The sequence below is a fragment of the Prevotella sp. genome (genome assembly GCF_036570325.1).
Classification (GTDB): Bacteria; Bacteroidota; Bacteroidia; order Bacteroidales; family Bacteroidaceae; genus Prevotella.
The window spans coordinates 333257-351742 of the sequence record NZ_DATCYK010000056.1 but is presented as its reverse complement, the minus strand read 5'-3'; the positions used below and the strand labels follow the sequence as shown (position 1 = coordinate 351742).

The 18486-nt window shown below is 42.0% G+C and carries 15 protein-coding genes; 3 read left to right on the top strand and 12 right to left on the bottom strand.

Annotated elements, in window-relative coordinates:
• Positions 1-13: 13 nt before the first annotated feature.
• The 3 genes from VIR50_RS05590 to VIR50_RS05580 are packed head-to-tail and all read left to right on the top strand — an operon-like array spanning position 14 to position 4278.
• Positions 14-940: a type IX secretion system protein PorD gene (locus tag VIR50_RS05590; RefSeq protein ID WP_331934151.1), complete on the top strand. Its 927-nt coding sequence runs from the start codon at positions 14-16 to the stop codon at positions 938-940.
• A complete protein-coding gene (recN, locus tag VIR50_RS05585; protein WP_331934150.1) occupies positions 940-2601 on the top strand; it encodes a DNA repair protein RecN in 1662 nt (553 codons plus the stop codon). Before VIR50_RS05590 ends, recN begins: the two co-directional genes overlap by 1 nt.
• Before the next feature lie 12 nt (positions 2602-2613).
• Positions 2614-4278 (top strand): tetratricopeptide repeat protein, encoded by a 1665-nt coding sequence (locus VIR50_RS05580; RefSeq protein WP_331934149.1) that lies wholly within the window; start codon positions 2614-2616, stop codon positions 4276-4278.
• Positions 4279-4395: 117 nt separating this feature from the next.
• Here the strand turns inward: VIR50_RS05580 and VIR50_RS05575 are convergent, their stop codons facing one another.
• The 12 genes from VIR50_RS05575 to VIR50_RS05520 form a co-directional block, all read right to left on the bottom strand.
• Positions 4396-6663: an inorganic phosphate transporter gene (locus VIR50_RS05575; protein ID WP_331934148.1), complete on the bottom strand. Its 2268-nt coding sequence runs from the start codon at positions 6661-6663 to the stop codon at positions 4396-4398.
• A 282-nt stretch (positions 6664-6945) separates the two neighbouring features.
• Positions 6946-8403: an NADH-quinone oxidoreductase subunit N gene (locus tag VIR50_RS05570; RefSeq protein WP_331934147.1), complete on the bottom strand. Its 1458-nt coding sequence runs from the start codon at positions 8401-8403 to the stop codon at positions 6946-6948.
• A 20-nt stretch (positions 8404-8423) separates the two neighbouring features.
• Entirely contained in the window at positions 8424-9935 is a 1512-nt protein-coding gene (locus VIR50_RS05565; protein ID WP_331934146.1) for a complex I subunit 4 family protein, read from the bottom strand.
• A 30-nt stretch (positions 9936-9965) separates the two neighbouring features.
• On the bottom strand, positions 9966-11933 hold the full coding sequence (gene nuoL, locus VIR50_RS05560; protein ID WP_331934145.1) for an NADH-quinone oxidoreductase subunit L: 1968 nt from the start codon (positions 11931-11933) through the stop codon (positions 9966-9968).
• Between the two features lie 4 nt (positions 11934-11937).
• Complete coding sequence (gene nuoK, locus VIR50_RS05555; protein WP_314755077.1) at positions 11938-12249, bottom strand: NADH-quinone oxidoreductase subunit NuoK; 312 nt, start codon at positions 12247-12249, stop codon at positions 11938-11940.
• A complete protein-coding gene (locus VIR50_RS05550) occupies positions 12246-12767 on the bottom strand; it encodes an NADH-quinone oxidoreductase subunit J family protein (RefSeq protein ID WP_331934144.1) in 522 nt (173 codons plus the stop codon). Before VIR50_RS05550 ends, nuoK begins: the two co-directional genes overlap by 4 nt.
• Before the next feature lie 6 nt (positions 12768-12773).
• Positions 12774-13307, bottom strand: a complete 534-nt coding sequence (locus VIR50_RS05545; RefSeq protein ID WP_331934143.1) for a NuoI/complex I 23 kDa subunit family protein — start codon at positions 13305-13307, stop codon at positions 12774-12776.
• Between the two features lie 25 nt (positions 13308-13332).
• Complete coding sequence (gene nuoH / locus VIR50_RS05540) at positions 13333-14406, bottom strand: NADH-quinone oxidoreductase subunit NuoH (protein WP_331934142.1); 1074 nt, start codon at positions 14404-14406, stop codon at positions 13333-13335.
• 37 nt (positions 14407-14443) lie between these two features.
• A complete protein-coding gene (locus VIR50_RS05535; protein ID WP_331934141.1) occupies positions 14444-16015 on the bottom strand; it encodes an NADH-quinone oxidoreductase subunit D-related protein in 1572 nt (523 codons plus the stop codon).
• Positions 16016-16035: 20 nt separating this feature from the next.
• Complete coding sequence (locus tag VIR50_RS05530) at positions 16036-16758, bottom strand: NADH-quinone oxidoreductase subunit B (protein ID WP_331934140.1); 723 nt, start codon at positions 16756-16758, stop codon at positions 16036-16038.
• Complete coding sequence (locus VIR50_RS05525) at positions 16749-17099, bottom strand: NADH-quinone oxidoreductase subunit A (RefSeq protein ID WP_331934139.1); 351 nt, start codon at positions 17097-17099, stop codon at positions 16749-16751. Before VIR50_RS05525 ends, VIR50_RS05530 begins: the two co-directional genes overlap by 10 nt.
• Before the next feature lie 201 nt (positions 17100-17300).
• Positions 17301-18482 carry an AGE family epimerase/isomerase gene (locus tag VIR50_RS05520; RefSeq protein WP_331934138.1) on the bottom strand — a complete coding sequence of 394 codons (1182 nt, stop codon included), beginning with the start codon at positions 18480-18482 and terminating at the stop codon, positions 17301-17303.
• Positions 18483-18486 lie beyond the last annotated feature (4 nt).

Below are 18486 nucleotides of genomic sequence, written 5' to 3'. Positions count from 1 at the left end.
ACTCGGGTAAGGAATGAATCGGCTTGGAGCTTTTCTTTTACAGCTTACGCTAAGTGTTTTTCTCATAACACTTCCCTACCTTACGACTTCTGCGCAAGAATTGCAGGCTAAGGTGGTGGTGAACCATGCACAGATACAAGGCACTGACGCAGCCGTATTTGAGGAATTGCAAAGCCGAATTACTCAATTCCTGAATGAGCGCAGGTGGACCTCGCTGCATTTTGAAAGCAAGGAACGTATCCCTTGCAGCTTCAACATCACGGTCAGCAGTTATGAGAAAGGAAGCAACCTATTCACATGCAAGGCTGTTATTCAGGCCAATCGTCCTGTCTATAACGCTGCCTACGCAACACCGATCTATCATAACACGGACAATGACTTTAATTTTGAATACGCTCCGTTTGATCAGCTTAACTTCAATCCACAAGCCATTGATAACCAACTGACGGCACTATTGGCCTATTATGCCTACCTCATCATAGGTATTGACTTGGATTCTTTCAGCCCCATGGGGGGCGATGACTGCCTACGATCTTGCATGACCATAGCCAACAACGCACAAGGATTGAGGACACAAGGGTGGAAAAGTTTCAGCGACCAACGAAATCGCTTTGCCATTATCAATGACTATATGGATGAAGGTCTGCGCCCTTTGCGTCAACTGCAATATGAGTATCACCGTTTCGGCTTGGACAACATGGCCGAAAATTCTTCCAGAGGCAGAGCCAATATATCTACTGCCTTGGAAAATCATTTGAAAAAGAGCCATGCGGATAGGCCGTTAAGCCTTTGGCCACAGATATGGACGGATATTAAGCGAGATGAATTGGTCAACATCTATCAAGGACATAGCACCTCAAAAGAGAAAGAAACGATTCATGATATACTTTTGAATATTAACGCAAGCCAAAGCAACGCTTGGGAAAAAATTATGCAATAATGCTTAAACAACTATACATAAGGAATTTCACACTCATAGATGAGCTGAATATTCAGTTTCATCCGGGCTTCAGCGTCATTACAGGTGAGACCGGAGCCGGCAAGAGTATCATCTTAGGAGCCATCGGATTGCTGTTAGGACAACGGGCAGATACCAAGTCGATTAAGTCAGGACAAGACAAATGCGTAGTCGAAGCGCATTTTGATTTATCAAAATATGGCATGCAGGGCTTCTTCACAGACAACGACCTCGACTACGACGATACGGATTGTATCATCCGACGGGAAATAAATGTCAATGGCAAAAGTCGTGGTTTTATCAACGACCAGCCGGCTTCCGTAGCTCTTATGCGTGAGCTGGGTGAACATCTTATTGACATTCACAGTCAACATCAGAATCTACTGCTCAACAAAGAAGATTTCCAATTGAATATAGTAGACATCCTCGCAAAGGATGAGGATGTGAAACTGAAATATCAGCAGGCCTATAATGATTACAAAGCGGCGGTAGAACAACTCGAAAATTTAAAGAAAGAGATAGAGAGAAATCAACAAAACGAAGATTTCTTACGCTTTCAATTAAAAGAGTTGGAAGACGCAAACTTGGCCGCAGGTGAGCAAGAAGAATTGGAGACACTGACTCAAATGCTCAGCCACGCTGAGGAAATCAAGTCCGCACTCTATACGACCGGCAACCTAATGTCGCAGGAAGATGGCGGTACGGTGAACCAACTAAAGGAAGCCTCTACCCTACTTCACGGCATTGAAGAGGTATATCCGGAAATCAGCGAACTGAAACAACGGCTGGAGTCATGCTACATCGAGTTAAAAGATATTGCACAAGACATTGAACGACAAGTAGATCATATAGACTTTGATCCGCAACAACTCGACACGGCTAACCAGCGATTGGATATGATATATACCTTAGAAAAGAAATATCATGCCACAACCATAGAGGAACTCATGGAGCTAACAGCTGATTTGAGGCAACGCATTTCAAAGATAGACCATAGTGAGGAAGATTTGCAACAACAAGAAAAACGAGTAGAGCAGTTAAAAGCTGTTTGCCAAAAAGAGGCGGAGCAACTATCCGGCATGAGGGCCTCTGCTTCAAAAGTGGTAGAGCAAGAGTTGTTGGAAAAACTGATTCCATTAGGAATAGCGAAAGCAAGAATCAATATCCAATTGCAAGAGAAGCCGCTAAGCAGTGATGGTAAAGATAAAATTTCATTTCTTTTCAGCGCAAACACGACAACACCTATGCAGCCCATCAGCCAAGTAGCATCGGGTGGAGAGATAGCCCGTGTCATGTTATCGCTCAAAGCCATGATTAGCGGAGCGGTCAAACTACCGACCATTATCTTTGACGAGATAGACACGGGTGTCAGTGGAAGAGCCGCAGAAATGATGGGACAGATTATGTACGAAATGGGGCAATCCAATCGACAAGTTATCAGTATTACCCATCTACCTCAAATAGCAGCCAGAGGAACCACACATTATAAAGTCTCGAAAGAAGAAACCGACATCGGTACGGTTAGCAACATGACTATCCTCAATACGGAAGAAAGAATAACAGAAATAGCACAAATGGTGAGCGGCAGCAATATTTCGGAAGCGGCCATCAGCAACGCGAAAGATTTACTAAACATTAAATAAAAGTCAATTCGTATGAAAAAGAAAATACAGTATTTCATTTTTGGGGCCATCATCTTAGGATCCACTTCGGCAAAAGCCCAGCCCGCCGCAGTGGTAAAGGCTGCCAAGGCGGTCTTTACTCTTACAACATTCAAAAAAGACGGTTCTTTGTTGGCGTCTTCACATGGCGTGTTTGTTGGGAACAATGGCGAAGCCATCACCTTATGGAATCCACTAAAAGGAGCTGACAAAGCTGTTATTATCGATGCGAACGGCAACAAGCACAATGTAGAAAGTATTGATGGGGCCAATGAACTCTATGATATTTGCAGAATAAGAGTTGAAGGCAAGACCGTAGGTGCTTCACTAGCTATGGGCCAATCAAACAAGAACGAGAAAGTGTGGCTTGCAACCTATTCCGTAAAAAAAGGAAACGCCAAGCAAATCATGGTCAGCAACATAGAGAAATTTAACACCAACTTTAATTATTATATCTTAGCGAATCAGGAAGAAGATATAAATTTGGGCTGCCCCATATTAAACAGTAAAGGTGAAATTTTAGGACTGCTACAAAAATCGACTTCAGGTAATGACACACATGCTACCGACGGTAGATTTGGATTTGAGCAAAAGGTGACGGGCATGTCTTTGAATGACCCGGTGTTGCGTGCCACGGGTATTCGCTCCACACTCCCCGACTCGCATAATGACGCCCTGCTAACCATGATGATGGCTCAATCGACACGCGACTCACTTACGCACGTGCAATACATTAATGACTTCATAAAGAAATTTCCGAAGTTTATTGAAGGCTATACTGCACAAGCCGAGGAGTTTGTCAACAGCAATCGCTTCCAAGAGGCTGATGAGCTCATGAAAAAAGCCATTAGCCAAGTTGAAAAGAAAGAAGAAGCCTACTCTGACTATGCAAAAGTGGTGTACCAAAAAGAAATTTACAAATCGAATATTCCTTACAACGCATGGTCGCTTGACGTTGCATTAAATCTTGCCAATCAGGCATACGCCACAAACCCTAAATCAATATACAAACATCAGCAAGCGCAGATAATCTTTGCTAAAGGAGATTATCAACAAGCATATCAAATGTTCATGGAACTGACCAAGAGCGATATGAGAAATGGTGAAGTATTTTACGAGGCTGCTCAAAGTAAAATGCAAATGAAAGCACCCAAGGAAGAGTATATGGCTTTGCTCGACAGTGCGATTGCCGCATGTCCCCAACCTCTTACCGCCGTTGCAGCCCCCTACGTTTTAGCCCGTGGACTTGCCTTTGATGACAATGGAGAAAAGAGAAAAGCCCTCAACGACTATAACCATTACGATTCCCTGATGGTGGGACGAGTACTTGACCCGTCATTTTATTATACACGATTCAAGGTGGAAAGTTCTCTCCGCCAGTATCAACAAGCACTCGCCGACATCACACGAGCTATTATCGTTAATCCAAGAGAAGCAACTTATTATGCGGAAATGGCAAGCCTACAACTAAGAGTGAAAATGTACGAACAAGCAGTCGCCACATGCAAACGTTGCCTGCAAATAGAACCGGAATATGCTGACGCATGGCTAATATTAGGCATCGCACAAAAGCAACTTGGCAATAAAGTTGACGCACAAACAGCTTTACAAAAAGCAAAAGATTTGGGTGACAAACGTGCAGACCAATATTTAAAATAAGAGAGAGATACACGAGATACGCTAAAGGAAAGGTCCCGATAGTTTCATTACTATCGAGACCTTTTTCATACGGAGGTTTATATAAAATAAGTTATAATTGTTTTTATAAATAGAATCCTATTCCACCGTTGCAAGGCTACCCAAATCCTCAGTGAACTTTTTGGTAGCACGGAGCTGATGGCGCATGATACTTAAAAGCATTTGGCACTCCTGAATCAAGTTCAAATAAACAATAGCCACTTGATAATTTTTATTTTGTGAAGCCAACTGAATCCGATCAATATGATGTTTACGCAACTTAGAAATATCATCTTTCAAAGTATCCGCCATGGCCATTATCTCTCGATAACCGGTATAATTGCCAGAGACAATGTAATTTTGTGTCTTTAAGAGCAGCTGCAGTGTGGTATCGATTACCGGTGCAAACTCTTTTACATAGGCTTGGGGCAGCGCATTGAAATTATTATCTACATGGCTCTTGACCGGCTCAAGCATTCGCTTTAAGCAATAGATATACTGCCCGGAAGAATTGATGCAGAGGTGATACCACGTATTACGCTCAAGGGCTACATCTTGAGGTATATGGCGCATGCCAATAATCTCTCTGCGGCGCATACGTTCTATAAACTTCCGCTCATTATTCAAATTACGTTCGGCAGCTTTAAGCTGGCTAATAGAATGGTTCTCAAAGCCTTTCATGATACTTTCAAAAGTCTTCATCGTAAACAGAACAACCTCTGCCTGTGTGTTAACAACATGCTTCTTGAGTAAAGTCCATGCAATTTCAGGTGTTTGTGCCTTAACTAACATTTGGAAAGTATCGTCTTTAGCTGTAGCTTTGTGCTTTTTGTTATAAACCCTATTGCTACGCCACAAGATAAACACGATAAGAATCATGAACAATGTTTGAACAACAAATCCTCCGAAATACATACAAACGGCAACCAAAGCACAAATGATGAAGGCGATAGCAGCTGTAAGAAACCATCCTCCTACTACACTCAGCACACCGGTAATACGGAAGACCGCATTCTCACGTCCCCATGCTTTATCAGCTAATGACGTACCCATAGCCACCATAAACGTAACATAAGTGGTTGAAAGAGGAAGTTTTTGAGTAGTACCCAATATAATGAGGATAGCGGATATTACCAAATTGACAGAAGCTCTGACCTCGTCGAACGCAGCACCTTGAGGAAGTGAGATGTCAGCGGTATTAAAACGCTTAGCAAACATTAAGCTCAATTTACGTGGTATATACTTGTCAACAGTGTTAACTACGTTTTGGCTCATTCTGACAATACTACGAGCAGCTTGGGAAGAACCGAACATTTCATCACCTTCATCTTGAGAAGACAAATCCACACTGGTCTTTATCACATTCTTTGCCTTCTTTGACGTAGCCATGGCTATAATCATCACCGTAGCTGCCAATACAAGATAGAAAAATGGTGAAGAAGCAGAAGACTCAAGGCTGGTCATCATGAATGTATCAGCATGTCCCATTCCGTTAGCCGCATAATCCTGATAAGCAGAAAGACCAGCTAAAGGCACTCCGATAAAATTAACCAAGTCGTTTCCTGCAAATGCCAATGCCAAAGAGAAAGTACCAAAGAGAACAATGATTTTCAATACATTTACACGCAACAGATGGAGAACCTGAGACAAAACAGTGCTGGCCACAAAAATACCACCTAACAAATAAAGGAAGTTTTGATTTACCCACTCGCGATCAGCCGGTGTTACAAATGAAGCCGACTTTAATCCCTGATAGAAAACAAAGAAGAGCATTACTGTAATAGAGAAGCCTCCAAATATACCTATACAATACTTCAGATGTTTCTTATATTTAAAGGTAAATGCCAAACGAGAAATCCACTGAACAACAGTTCCTAATATAAAAGCAACCAGCACCGAGAAGAAGATTGCCGCAATCATTTTCAATGCAGAACCGGCATTAAGAAGATGTATAAACTCTAAATTCGAGTCATTCGCAATCTTTATACAAGCCAAGGCAAAGGTTCCACCGATAAGTTCAAAAACCATGGAAACTGTTGTCGAGGTAGGCAAACCAAGGTTATTAAAAATATCAAGAATAATAACATCAGTTACCATAACGGCCATAAAAATAGTCATGGCTTGCTCAAAAGTAAACTGCGAGGGTATCATCACCCCATGACGAGCCACATCCATCATTCCATTACTCGTCACCGCGCCAAAGAAAACACCCAAAGCAGCAATTACTAAAATAAGCTTAAACGGCGCAACTTTAGCTCCCACAGCCGAATTCAGGAAGTTAACCGCATCATTGCTTACACCAACCCACAAATCAAATATTGCAAGAAGGACAAGAAAACAAATAACAATTACATAAAATAATTCCATAGTCTTTGCTTAATTAATTGAAATTATATAAAACATTTATAGTTACTGAATGATAACGGTAAAAACAACTTCTGATTCCCGTAACATAATATAGCATTTCCATATATCGATTGCAAAAATAAAACGATGGTGTTACAGATACGTTTCAAGCATATTATGATTATGTTACAGTTAAAACAAATCAAAACATTTAAAGAAAATAGTATAGAAATAAAACAGCCCTTAAAGGCTTTAAAACCTTTAAGGGCTGTCATATTAGTTATAATCTACTGGATATAAAACTTACATTAATGTTGCAGCATTAATCCACTCATAGACTCCTGAGCATACACCAAACGCAACAATTCCGGCAACACAAAGTGCTAAAGCCAACTTCGTATTAACACAACTATTGAACGCTGGCAATGGATTGTCGTTACGCTTAATGTACATAGCCTTAACAATCAACAAATAATAGTAAAGACTCACTACTGTATTTATCAAAGCTACAAACATAACTCCATAAGCAAGTGCTCCACTTGTTACAGTAATGTCAGCACCTTTCACCGCAGCCATGAACACAAAGAACTTTGAGAACATACCTGCGAACGGAGGTATACCACCAAGGGAGAACAGCGCTAAAGTCATCAAGAAAGCCAATCGAGGATTTGTCTTATAAAACCCGTCATAGCTGTTCATCTGCACCGTTCCATTATTATGTTCTTCCACTGCGCTTATAATTGTAAACACAGCCATATTTGCAACAACATAAATCAGTACATAGAAAGAAAGTGCCGTCACGCTCATTGCGCTGTTGCCAACCACAGCCAACATGATATAACCAGCTTGTGAAATAGAACTGAAAGCCATAAAACGCTTAAGATCGCTCTGACGAATGGCAAAAAGGTTTGCAATGGTAATAGACAATACTATAACTATATATAATAAGTACTGCCAATATTCAACCATAGGAGCAAAGACTTTCATAAGTATAGCACACAATGCAAATGCAGCGGCTCCCTTAGAAACAACCGAAAGATAACCGGTTACTGTTGTCGGAGCACCTTGATAAGAATCGGCTGTCCAAAAATGGAATGGTACCAAGGAAATCTTAAATCCTAAACCACTAAAGAAGAAAACAAGTCCCATGATCGTCAGCGGGGTTATTGTTATCTTTGAAGCGATGTCATCGAAATAGAGTGTACCAGCTGCACCATAAAGGAAACTGATACCAAAAAGCATTACACCGCTGGAGAATGTTGCGGTAAGGATAAACTTTGCACCTGCCTCTGCTGAATTATGACGATATTTATCAAAACCAACAAGACAAGCCATTGGTACAGACGCCATTTCAAGACCCAAGAAGAATAAGAGGAAGTGATTAGCACTTACCATCATGTTCATACCCAAGAGCGTAGAAATGACCAACATATAAAATTCACCTTCCTTAAAAGCCGTATCCTCGCGGGAAAGCCATTCCTTGGCTTGAATGAGGACGATAAGAGTTCCCAAAGCCAAAATCGACTTAATAACACCTATGGATGAATTTGTAATATACATTCCACCAAAAGCTGTTGCAAGGTCAGTAGGAGCAAGATTGATGAGTATATGAACCAACATCAATACACATACAAGTGGATTAAACCACTTTCTGAGCACATTTTTTGCGCTGCAAAAGTCTGCAATAAAAGCGATAACCAAAAGTACTGTCAAAGAAACTTCCGGTATCATATTGAGAAATTGACTATAATCTATATTCATAATTTAATGCAATTAATATATTACAAACCTGCAACTGCTGTAAAATGACCAATATGACTAATAACAGGTGCTACTGCTTCATTGATAATCTCATCAGCCCAAAGCGGGAACATACCAAGACCTGCCACGCAAGCTATCAAACCAATCACGGCAACACGCTCGTCCCAAGTTGCATCGTGCAATTTATAAAACTCCTGATTTGGAATCTTCTGATAAAGAATCTTACCAACAACACGAAGAATATAAACAGCAGTAATAACAATAGATGTACAAGCAATGATAGTACAAACACGATGGAATAAATCCTCATTTTGGAATGAACCCACAAAAATAGTCATTTCTGCAACGAAGCCTGAGAAGCCGGGAAGACCAAGGTTAGCCAAACCTGCTACTACATAACCAACAGAAAGGAAAGGAACAACCTTCATCAAACCACCTAAGTAGCGAACATCACGTGTTCCTGCACGGTGATAAATCATACCAATAACAGCAAAGAAAAGTGCTGTCATCAAACCGTGTGAAAGCATTTGAAGCACTGCACCGGTAATAGCTGTCTGCGTCATCATCAACAAAGCGAACAACACCATTCCACAGTGAGACACTGACGAATAAGCATTGATATACTTCAAGTCTGTCTGAACACAAGCTGAAAGTGCACCATAGACAACAGAAATGGTTGTCAAAACAAGGAACACCGGTGCCCACGCATCAAGTGCACCGGGCAAAAGATACATAGCAATGCGGAAACAACCGTAACCACCCAACTTCATCAACACACCGGCATGGAGCATTGACACTGCTGTTGGTGCCGAAGCATGACCGTCGGGCGACCATGTGTGGAAAGGAAATAAAGCTCCAAGAATACCAAAACCGATAAAAAGGAAGGGGAAAAATATCTTCTGAACCTCAACCGGAATATTTGCCATAGCGGCTATTTCATTGATATTCATTGTTGTAGCACCACTAAAATAGTAGATTCCAAGGATACCGATAATCAGCAAAGCAGAACCACCCATCAACATCAAAGTCAATTTCATAGCTGCATACTCTTTAGGACCGGTCCCCCAAACACCAATGAGCAGATACATCGGAATCAATGCTACCTCATAGAACATAAACATGGTAAAGAGGTCCACTGAAATAAAGAATCCGAAGACTCCAATGCTCAGCAAGACAAACCACAAGAAATATTCTTTCTTCATTGGTTCCATCTGCCAAGAAGCAAATGTTCCAGTGAAGATAATGATAGCCGTAAGCAATATCATGACAACAGAGATACCGTCTACACCGATAGCATACTCTATATTAAGAGAATTAAACCAAGGTGTGCTGTAGGTAAACAACATTGGATATTGGTCTGCCGGCATTGTCTCCCGCAGCTCTAAAAACGCAAATACCAAATAGATTGATAGGCCCAACAAGGCTGCCGCACCTGTCACCATGACACCACGTACCTGATTATCATTCTTACAAAGCCAAAGGCCTATAAGCATCAGGACCGGGATAACTACGAATAATGTTAATATATTCATTTTCTTATTGATTCTATTATTATTAAGACATTATAGGTAAACAGCCAACAGAGCAAGTGTCAAGGCAACCGTACCTGTCAAGAACCATACCGCATAAGAACGTACATCGCCACTCTGCCACGGACGAATTGTTTCTCCAGCCTCTTGAGTTCCCCAAGCCATAAAATTGAAAGTACCATCTATAACTCGACGATCAAACCAAGCTATAGGCTTAGAGAATAATCCAAAGACAATCTTATGTGTAAAGAATTGCCAAGCATCGTCTATATAGAAACGGTTGAGAGCAGCTTTATGCAAGCGTGGCATTCTACGCTGAAGCATGTCAGGCACGGGATTGTTACCCTTGGCATACATCCATGTGGCAAGCCCGAAGCCGATAAAAGCTACACAAAGGCTCATCCAAGCTGTGCTACCAAAGTGAAGACTTTGAAGAGCAATGTCTTCTGCATGACCATCAGCACTCACAAAATGACCAAATGGAATCCAACCTGCGAAACATGAAATGATGGCAAGGAATACCAAAGGTCCCCACATGATAAAGGGAACTTCAGCCGGCTTACGGCGATTCTCTGGGTCTGCCTCATAATAAGAATTGCCCCAGAATATTACATAATACAAGCGGAACATGTAGAATGCGGTCATACCGGAAACCAATGTCATGAAATATCCCATAAAAGGAGAGAAGTGGAAACAAGCGTCTACAATCTCATCCTTAGAGAAGAAACCTGCTAATGGGAAGAATCCACTAATGGCTATCGTACCGATTAAGAAGCAAATGTTCGTTATCGGCATATATTTATGCAAGCCACCCATGTAGTCTTTAAAGTTACTTCCAATGATAACAATGATGGCACCTGAGCAAAGGAACAATAAAGCCTTAAACATCGCATGTGTAAAAAGGTGGAACATACTGGCCATATAGCCTACACTACCCTCGCCTTCCACTGCTGTACAAACGCCAAGCGCCACAAGCATATAAGCAATTTGGGATATAGTAGAGAATGCCAAGCCACGCTTAATATCACGCTGACAGCAAGCCACGGCCGCAGCATAGAACGCTGTAAACGCAGCAATGTACGCAACCCAATGCAATTGGTTAGGAGCGTACTCTACCCAAATGGGGAACAAGCTGGCTACTTGGTAAACACCGGCCACCACCATCGTAGCAGCATGGATCAAGGCACTGACAGGAGTTGGACCTTCCATCGCATCCGGCAACCATATATGTAATGGGAACATAGCACTCTTACCTGCACCACCAATGAACATCAGGAACAAAGCCGTAGGCAATACCCAAGCAGCACCGGCTAATTTAGACTGCAAATCAGGAGTAGCTTCAAAATCATAGTTGAACGTTCCTACATAGAAGCTGTAGAAAAGGATACCTATGAGGAAGAATAAGTCGGCAAATCGCGTGACAATAAAGGCTTTCTTAGAAGCATGAACGGCCTCATGTTTGGGATAATAAAAGCCTATCAATAAGTAAGAACATACACCCACCAACTCCCAAAAAAGATACATTTGGAAAATATTGGTTGCCACAACGAGGCCCAACATACTCATAGTAAACAGCGAGAGGTAAGCGTAAAAGCGCTGGAATCCCGGCTCATACTCTTCCTTTTTATAGTTCTCATCACGCTCGGCCATGTAACCAAACGAATAAATATGAACCATAAAACTTACTGTTGTAATAACTATCAACATCATCACACTGATAGGAGTCAGTCTGAAACCAATATTGAAAGTAAGTAGCTCTGTAAATTTCAGCCAAGTGAAATTAAACACGGTAACTGTAGGATATAATCCTGTAGCCGCATCTCTACCAATTGCAAAGAAATATTGATATGCCGTATAAAGAGACATCGCAAAAACGCTGCCCAGCATAATCGTTCCAATAAGTCCAGCTACCGGCTTCTTCATCTTCATTCCCGCAAGACCAATAAGCAAAAAGCTCAAGAACGGGAGAAGAAGTATCAAAAATGCATAACTGTATTCCATTTTCTTATAATTTCATGTTTTCGATACTGTTCACCTGATCACTATGGAAATTACGGTAAACATTAATAATTATAGCAATAGCCACTGCAGTCTCGGCGGCAGCAACACCCATGGAGAACAGCGTAAAGAAGAAACCTTCCAACTGCTCGGGGAATAAAATTCGATTGAATATCGCAAAATTCAAATCCGCGGAATTCAATACCAATTCTATAGAGATAAGCATTGCTATCAGATTACGACGGGTTACAAAACCAAATACGCCAATAAAAAACAAAAGTGAACTAAGCACTAAATAACATTCTACGGGAATATTCATTTTTGTTCCTCCTTTCGTGCTATCATAATACCGCCAATAATACATGCCAATAGGAATAAAGATATGAACTCAAAAGGCAACACATACTCATATTTTCCAGAGCCTACAAGCGCTTGACCAATCCTATCCATAGGTATTTCTCCCTCTGTCATGCCTACCGCAGCATTAATAAACTGATTCTTTAACAAAATAACGACAACCGTAACAAGTCCGGCCAACGTAGCCAAAACACCACCTACAACGCGGCTGCCCTTCAAACGTTCTACAAGACCTTGAAGCGTTCGCTTTGAAACCAACTGAATAGCAAAGATATATAACATTGTTATACCTCCCGCATATACAGAGATTTGAGCTGCTCCCAAGAATGTGTAATCAAGCAGGAAATAAATACCTGCTATACCAAACAAGACAAACAGCAGGAATGTTGCTGCCCGCATAATCCGTTTGGTCATGACGCACATCACGGCTGAACCAAGAATGACTACAGCCAAGATGCAAAACATAATAATATTTGCCATAATCTATTACTTGGTTTTGGTATTAAACTTACCGATAGTCAATGGTGCTCCACCATCTATCAACTCCGGCAGTGAGCCGCCGGTATAAACTTCTTTATCCAAATGCAATACCAACTTATTGCGATCAAAAACAGAGTTTTCAAAATCATTGGTAAACTCTATCGCATCAAAATTACATGCGTTAACGCAAAGTTGGCAAAACATGCAATCGCCTAAATCGTACTGATAATCATCCAGCTTTTTCTTCTTACGTCCCGTTTCCGGATCTTCCTCTATATGAGAAAGAAGCTTGATGGTATCATTAGGACAAGCCTTTTCGCACATCGTACAAGCTGTACACTTGTAGCTTCCGTCTTCATTACGCTTAAAGACGAGGCGACCACGATGGCGTTTTGCCACATGAAGTGTTGTCTTACGGTTTTCAGGATATTGCTCTGTAGACTTAGGAGTAAAATATTCCTTCATGGTCACCTTTAATCCGGTACCAAGCGTCTTAAGAGCAGCTCCTATCTCGCCGAAATATGATTTATTATTTTCCATTTTCCTTAATCCTATTATTAAAGAGTTATACGAGTGCTACCCATGCGGTTGTCAACACCAAAACAAGCAACATCAATGGCATAAGATATTTCCACTCCAGCTTCAATATTTGATCAATGCGCAAGCGGGGGAACGTCCAACGCACCCACATAAGAACCCATACGACTAAGAATGCCTTACCCAAGAACCAGAAGATACCCGGAATAAGATTCATCACATTGTCAAAAGCTTCCAATCCGATATTTATAGGAGCCCAACCACCAAGGAAAACGGCAGCGGCCAAACCTGAAATAACGAAAAGATTCAAATACTCAGCCAAATAATAGAAGCCAAAGCCCATACCGGAATACTCCGTATGATAACCTGCTGTCAACTCACTCTCAGCCTCTGCAAGGTCGAAAGGACCACGGTTAGCTTCCGCATTACCCGAAATCAAGAACACGATAAATGCAATAATAGCCGTTGGACTTTGGAAAATCAACCAATTCCAAGGACCGGTTTGAGCTTCCACAATACCACTCATCTGCATGGTTCCCGTAAGGATTACCGCACAAATCAGGCAAAGACCCAATGACATTTCATAAGAAATCATCTGCACCGCGCCACGCATGGCACTCACAACCGAATACTTATTATTACTACCCCAGCCTGCCATGAATATTCCTACTACACCTATCGAACTGATAGCTGTAATCATGAAGAGGCCAACATTAAAATCAAGGACACCCATACCTTTATTCCAAGGCAAGAAAGAGAAGGTTCCCACAGAAGCAATGATAACGAGGAAAGGCGCGATATAATAAAGCAAGAGATCTGCCTTATCAATTGCGAAGATTTCCTTTATCAACATTTTCAATACATCGGCAAACACTTGGAAGATTCCCCAAGGGCCGACACGCATAGGGCCGATACGGCATTGGAAATAAGCACAGACCTTACGTTCCATGAAAATCAATATAATGGCCAGCAAAGCATAGCCAACCAAAATACCAAGTCCCACCAAAACGCACTCTACCAATATTGTCCAAAAATCTCCAAGCCCCAATGACTGACGCAAAAGATTGTCGACAAATGTAGTTACTATACTAAAATCAAACATATTCTTTTCTTTTTAATTATAATCATTAATTTTAGTATTATCTGTCAAGATCAGGAATAACAAAGTCTATCGTTGCTCCGGTCGTAACCAAGTCCGCAACCTTCTGACCACGTAACATCGTATCGAAAGCACCGGTCAAAGTCAGTCCCATCGGGCGCATCTTCAAACGGTAAGGACTCTTATCGCCACGACTGTCAAGATAAACTCCAAATTCACCGGCACCACCTTCTACAGAGAAATACCACTGTCCTTCAGGAACTTTTATAATAGGCTTTTGCTTTATATAGTACTCTCCTTCAGGAATGTTGTCTATCAACTGCTCGATAATATCCAAACTCTGGTACAACTCCTTGATATGAACCATGTAACGATCCATCGCGTCACCACCATCAAGCGTGATTTCGTCAAACTTCACCTGACCGTAACATGCGTAAGGATGATTCTTTCTCACATCGTTATGCCATCCGGCAGCTCTACCCGCAGGACCTGTCAAAGCATAATTAATGCTATCGTCCAGTCCCATTGGTCCAACGCCTTCAAAACGATTATGGGTAATTACATTATCACCAAAGACATCAAGATATTCTTGAATCATCGGACGGAGATATTTACACAATGTCTTTGTATTCTCAACAAAGTTTGGATCAATATCATCCTGCAAACCTCCGATACGATAGTAGTTCTGTATCAAGCGACCACCGGTAGTTTCTTCCATCACGTTGAGCACATGCTCACGGTCACGCATGCAATAAAGGAATGCTGTAAGCGCACCCATATCTTGGGCAGCCGTACCTAAATAAAGCAAGTGGTTATCAATACGTTGCAACTCATCCATGATGGTACGGATGTATTGTATGCGCTCTGAAAGCTCTACACCCAAGGCTTCTTCTATCACTCCTACCAACGCATGACGGTGCATCATGGCACAAAGGTAGTTCAAACGGTCAGTCAAAGCCAAGGTTTGCGGATAAGTCATACTTTCCATCATCTTTTCCATACCGCGATGGATATAGCCCAAATGTGGATAAATATGCTTCACCGTCTCACCATCCAAAACAGCCTGCAAGCGCAACACGCCGTGCATACTCGGGTGGTTAGGGCCAAAGTTCACTACAAAATCATCTTCATCAAACAAACGATGACGTGTAGCGACAAGGTTTCCATTCTTATCCAAGTTCCATTCTGTCGTGAAATCTGTCTCAGGCTCATCCGTTGTCGGGAAAGGATTAGCTTCCGGACTCTCGTCAAAATCCTTGCGCAGAGGGTAACCCTTAAAGTCATTGCGCATGAAAAGACGACGCATATCAGGATGACCTAAGAATTTGATTCCCAAGAAATCAAAGACTTCACGCTCAAGTAAATTAGCGGCATTCCAAAGATTCAGGACTGAAGGTATAACATAATCTTCACCTATTTGCTTTGCAATGACTCTCGTAGAGCAGCGCTCATGATTGCTTGTATTCTCAAGAATATAAATACATCCCAATCCTTCTTCGCCGAAGTCTTCACCTATAATGGTAACAAGGTAGTCAAAATGCTTCTCACTCTTCAACTTTGCCATTTCCACGGCAAAGTTATCAAAATTGAGTTCTATGTTATTCAGTTTCATATTTTCTATACCTTATTATATTATTCGGCTAATCCTTTCTGTGGGTCAAAATCAGCCGGCACATTGGTCACGATAATCGGTTCACGATGTCCGAGCTTCTCCTTGTCTGTAAGATTCTCATTCGACAATCCATGAAGACCACCCTTGCTCATTGAAAGCTCACGTTCTTCAGCCGTCATCTTATGATTAGCGCCACCAAAGAATTTCTCCACTTTCACCTTACGCTGCAATTGCATCATACCGTAAAGGATAGCTTCCGGACGCGGAGGGCAACCCGGGATGTAAACATCTACCGGAACCAACTCATCTATACCACGTACTACGTTGTAGCTCTTCTTGAACGGTCCGCCACTAATCGTGCAACCACCAACGGCCACTACGTATTTAGGCTCCGCAATCTCGTCATAGAGACGCTTGAACACAGGTGCCATTTTATTGGTAATAGTACCTGCGCACATAATCAAGTCAGCCTGACGAGGAGAGTTACGGGTAACCTCAAAGCCAAAACGTGAGAAGTCATAACGAGCACAGCCCACTGACATGAACTCTATACCACAGCAAGAGGTTCCAAAAGTCAATGACCACAAGGAATTACTACGTCCCCAGTTGATGGCTTGGTCCAAAGAGCCTACCACTACATTCGTACCGCCCTCATTCAACTGTCTGGTTATCTCTTCCAGCGTGTCATTGTCCTTAAACTCTTCGTAAGGAATACTTTTTATTTTGGGTTTTCTTACTTCCATTCCAAAGCTCCTTTCCGCCAAGCATAAGCTAAGCCAAATACCAATACCAACAGGAAGAAACCTATGCTCACAAGGGCAAGAGGACCAAACTGTTTAACAACGACTGCCCAAGGATAAAGCAAGACGGTCTCTATATCGAACACCAGAAAAAGGATGGCAAAGAGATAATATCCCACATGCATTGGCAGCCAACTGCTTCCACGCGTAGGAATACCACACTCAAATGGCTCTCCCTTAACCGGATTGTACGAACGAGGACCGATCAGCTTAGCGATGACATAAGCGCCAACAACCAAGACTACAGCCGTCAACAAAACGGTAATAAATAAAGTAAAGTACATAAAAAATATAACGTTATTAATAATTGGCTAACATAAAAAGCAGAGGCCTATCTGCCCATTAGCGTTGCAAAGGTAAGAATATTTTGTGATAATAGCCCAATATTCATAAAAAATAATAATAAAATGTATATATACCAAATGATTAATCCTCGCCGTTCACAAACACGACGAGGATTAATCATTTTCTTTATAAAAAGGTATTTAAAAATCTCTTTCCATCAGTTCCAAACACATACGGCTGTTATGATACGGGCATTTCCAAAATCCGGCTTTATCATCTTCCCGATTCAAGCTGCCATCGGGTAACACAGCCCAATGCCACTCCCCATTTTCATGGTCCACCAAATGGGATTCCACGTAATTCCAGCAGCGACATGCCTTATCATAGGCCTCTTGATCATCAAAATACTGATAGAGATTGACATGCCCAATGATAAATTCACACTCAACCCACCATTGACGTTGCATATCCATGTGGCCCGTGTCTTTCCACCGCTCATAAATCATACTGCCATCAGCCATCAACCCTTCATCGGCCGCCGCCGCGATATTCTTTATCACCGGCTCCACCCGTTTCAGCAGGCCAGCGTCACCTAACACCATGGCTGACTCATGCAGAAGCCAACTAGCCTCAATATCATGACCGAAACTCTCGACATTCCTTTTTCCCTGCCATGCGTCATTAAAGAACAAGTCCAAATGATTTGTCGACGGATTCAGGAATTTCTCTATAAACAAATCTATCAGATTACGAATCCGTTCGGCCAATCGCTCGTTCTTCCAAACACGATACAAATTGGTGTAAGGCTCTATAATATGAAGATGTGTATTCATCGTTTTACTGCCATTCTCGTCCTTGTCACTCAACCGCATGTCCGCTATCGGCGACCAGTCGCGTGCCAAAGCCTCAAAATAGCCATTGTTCTGATTATCAAAAGCGTGGCGTTCTATATCCTCAAACAAGGCTATGGCTGCCTCCAAAGCCCCCTTGTCACCGGTAGCCCGTGCATATTCACTCAAACCATAGATGGCAAATCCCACCGCATAGGTCTGCTTCTTCGTATCCAAAGGAAGTCCCTCTGCCGTCAGGCTCCAATACACACCACCCCATTCTTTGTCTATAAAATAATTGAGCAGGTAGTCCTTGGCCCGCGTAGCCATATCCAAATACTCTTGTTTGCCCAATACCCGATAAGCCGCGGAGAAAGCCCACAAGATACGGGCATTGAGAACGGCTCCTTTTTCTGCTTCCGGATGGGGCATATCATGGCCGTCTACCCGCCCCACAAAGCCACCGTGCACATGGTCTACCACACGATTCATCCAATATGGCAGGATATTTTGGGTTAAAATATCCTCCATCTTCTGTTTTAACTGTTCCATTGTC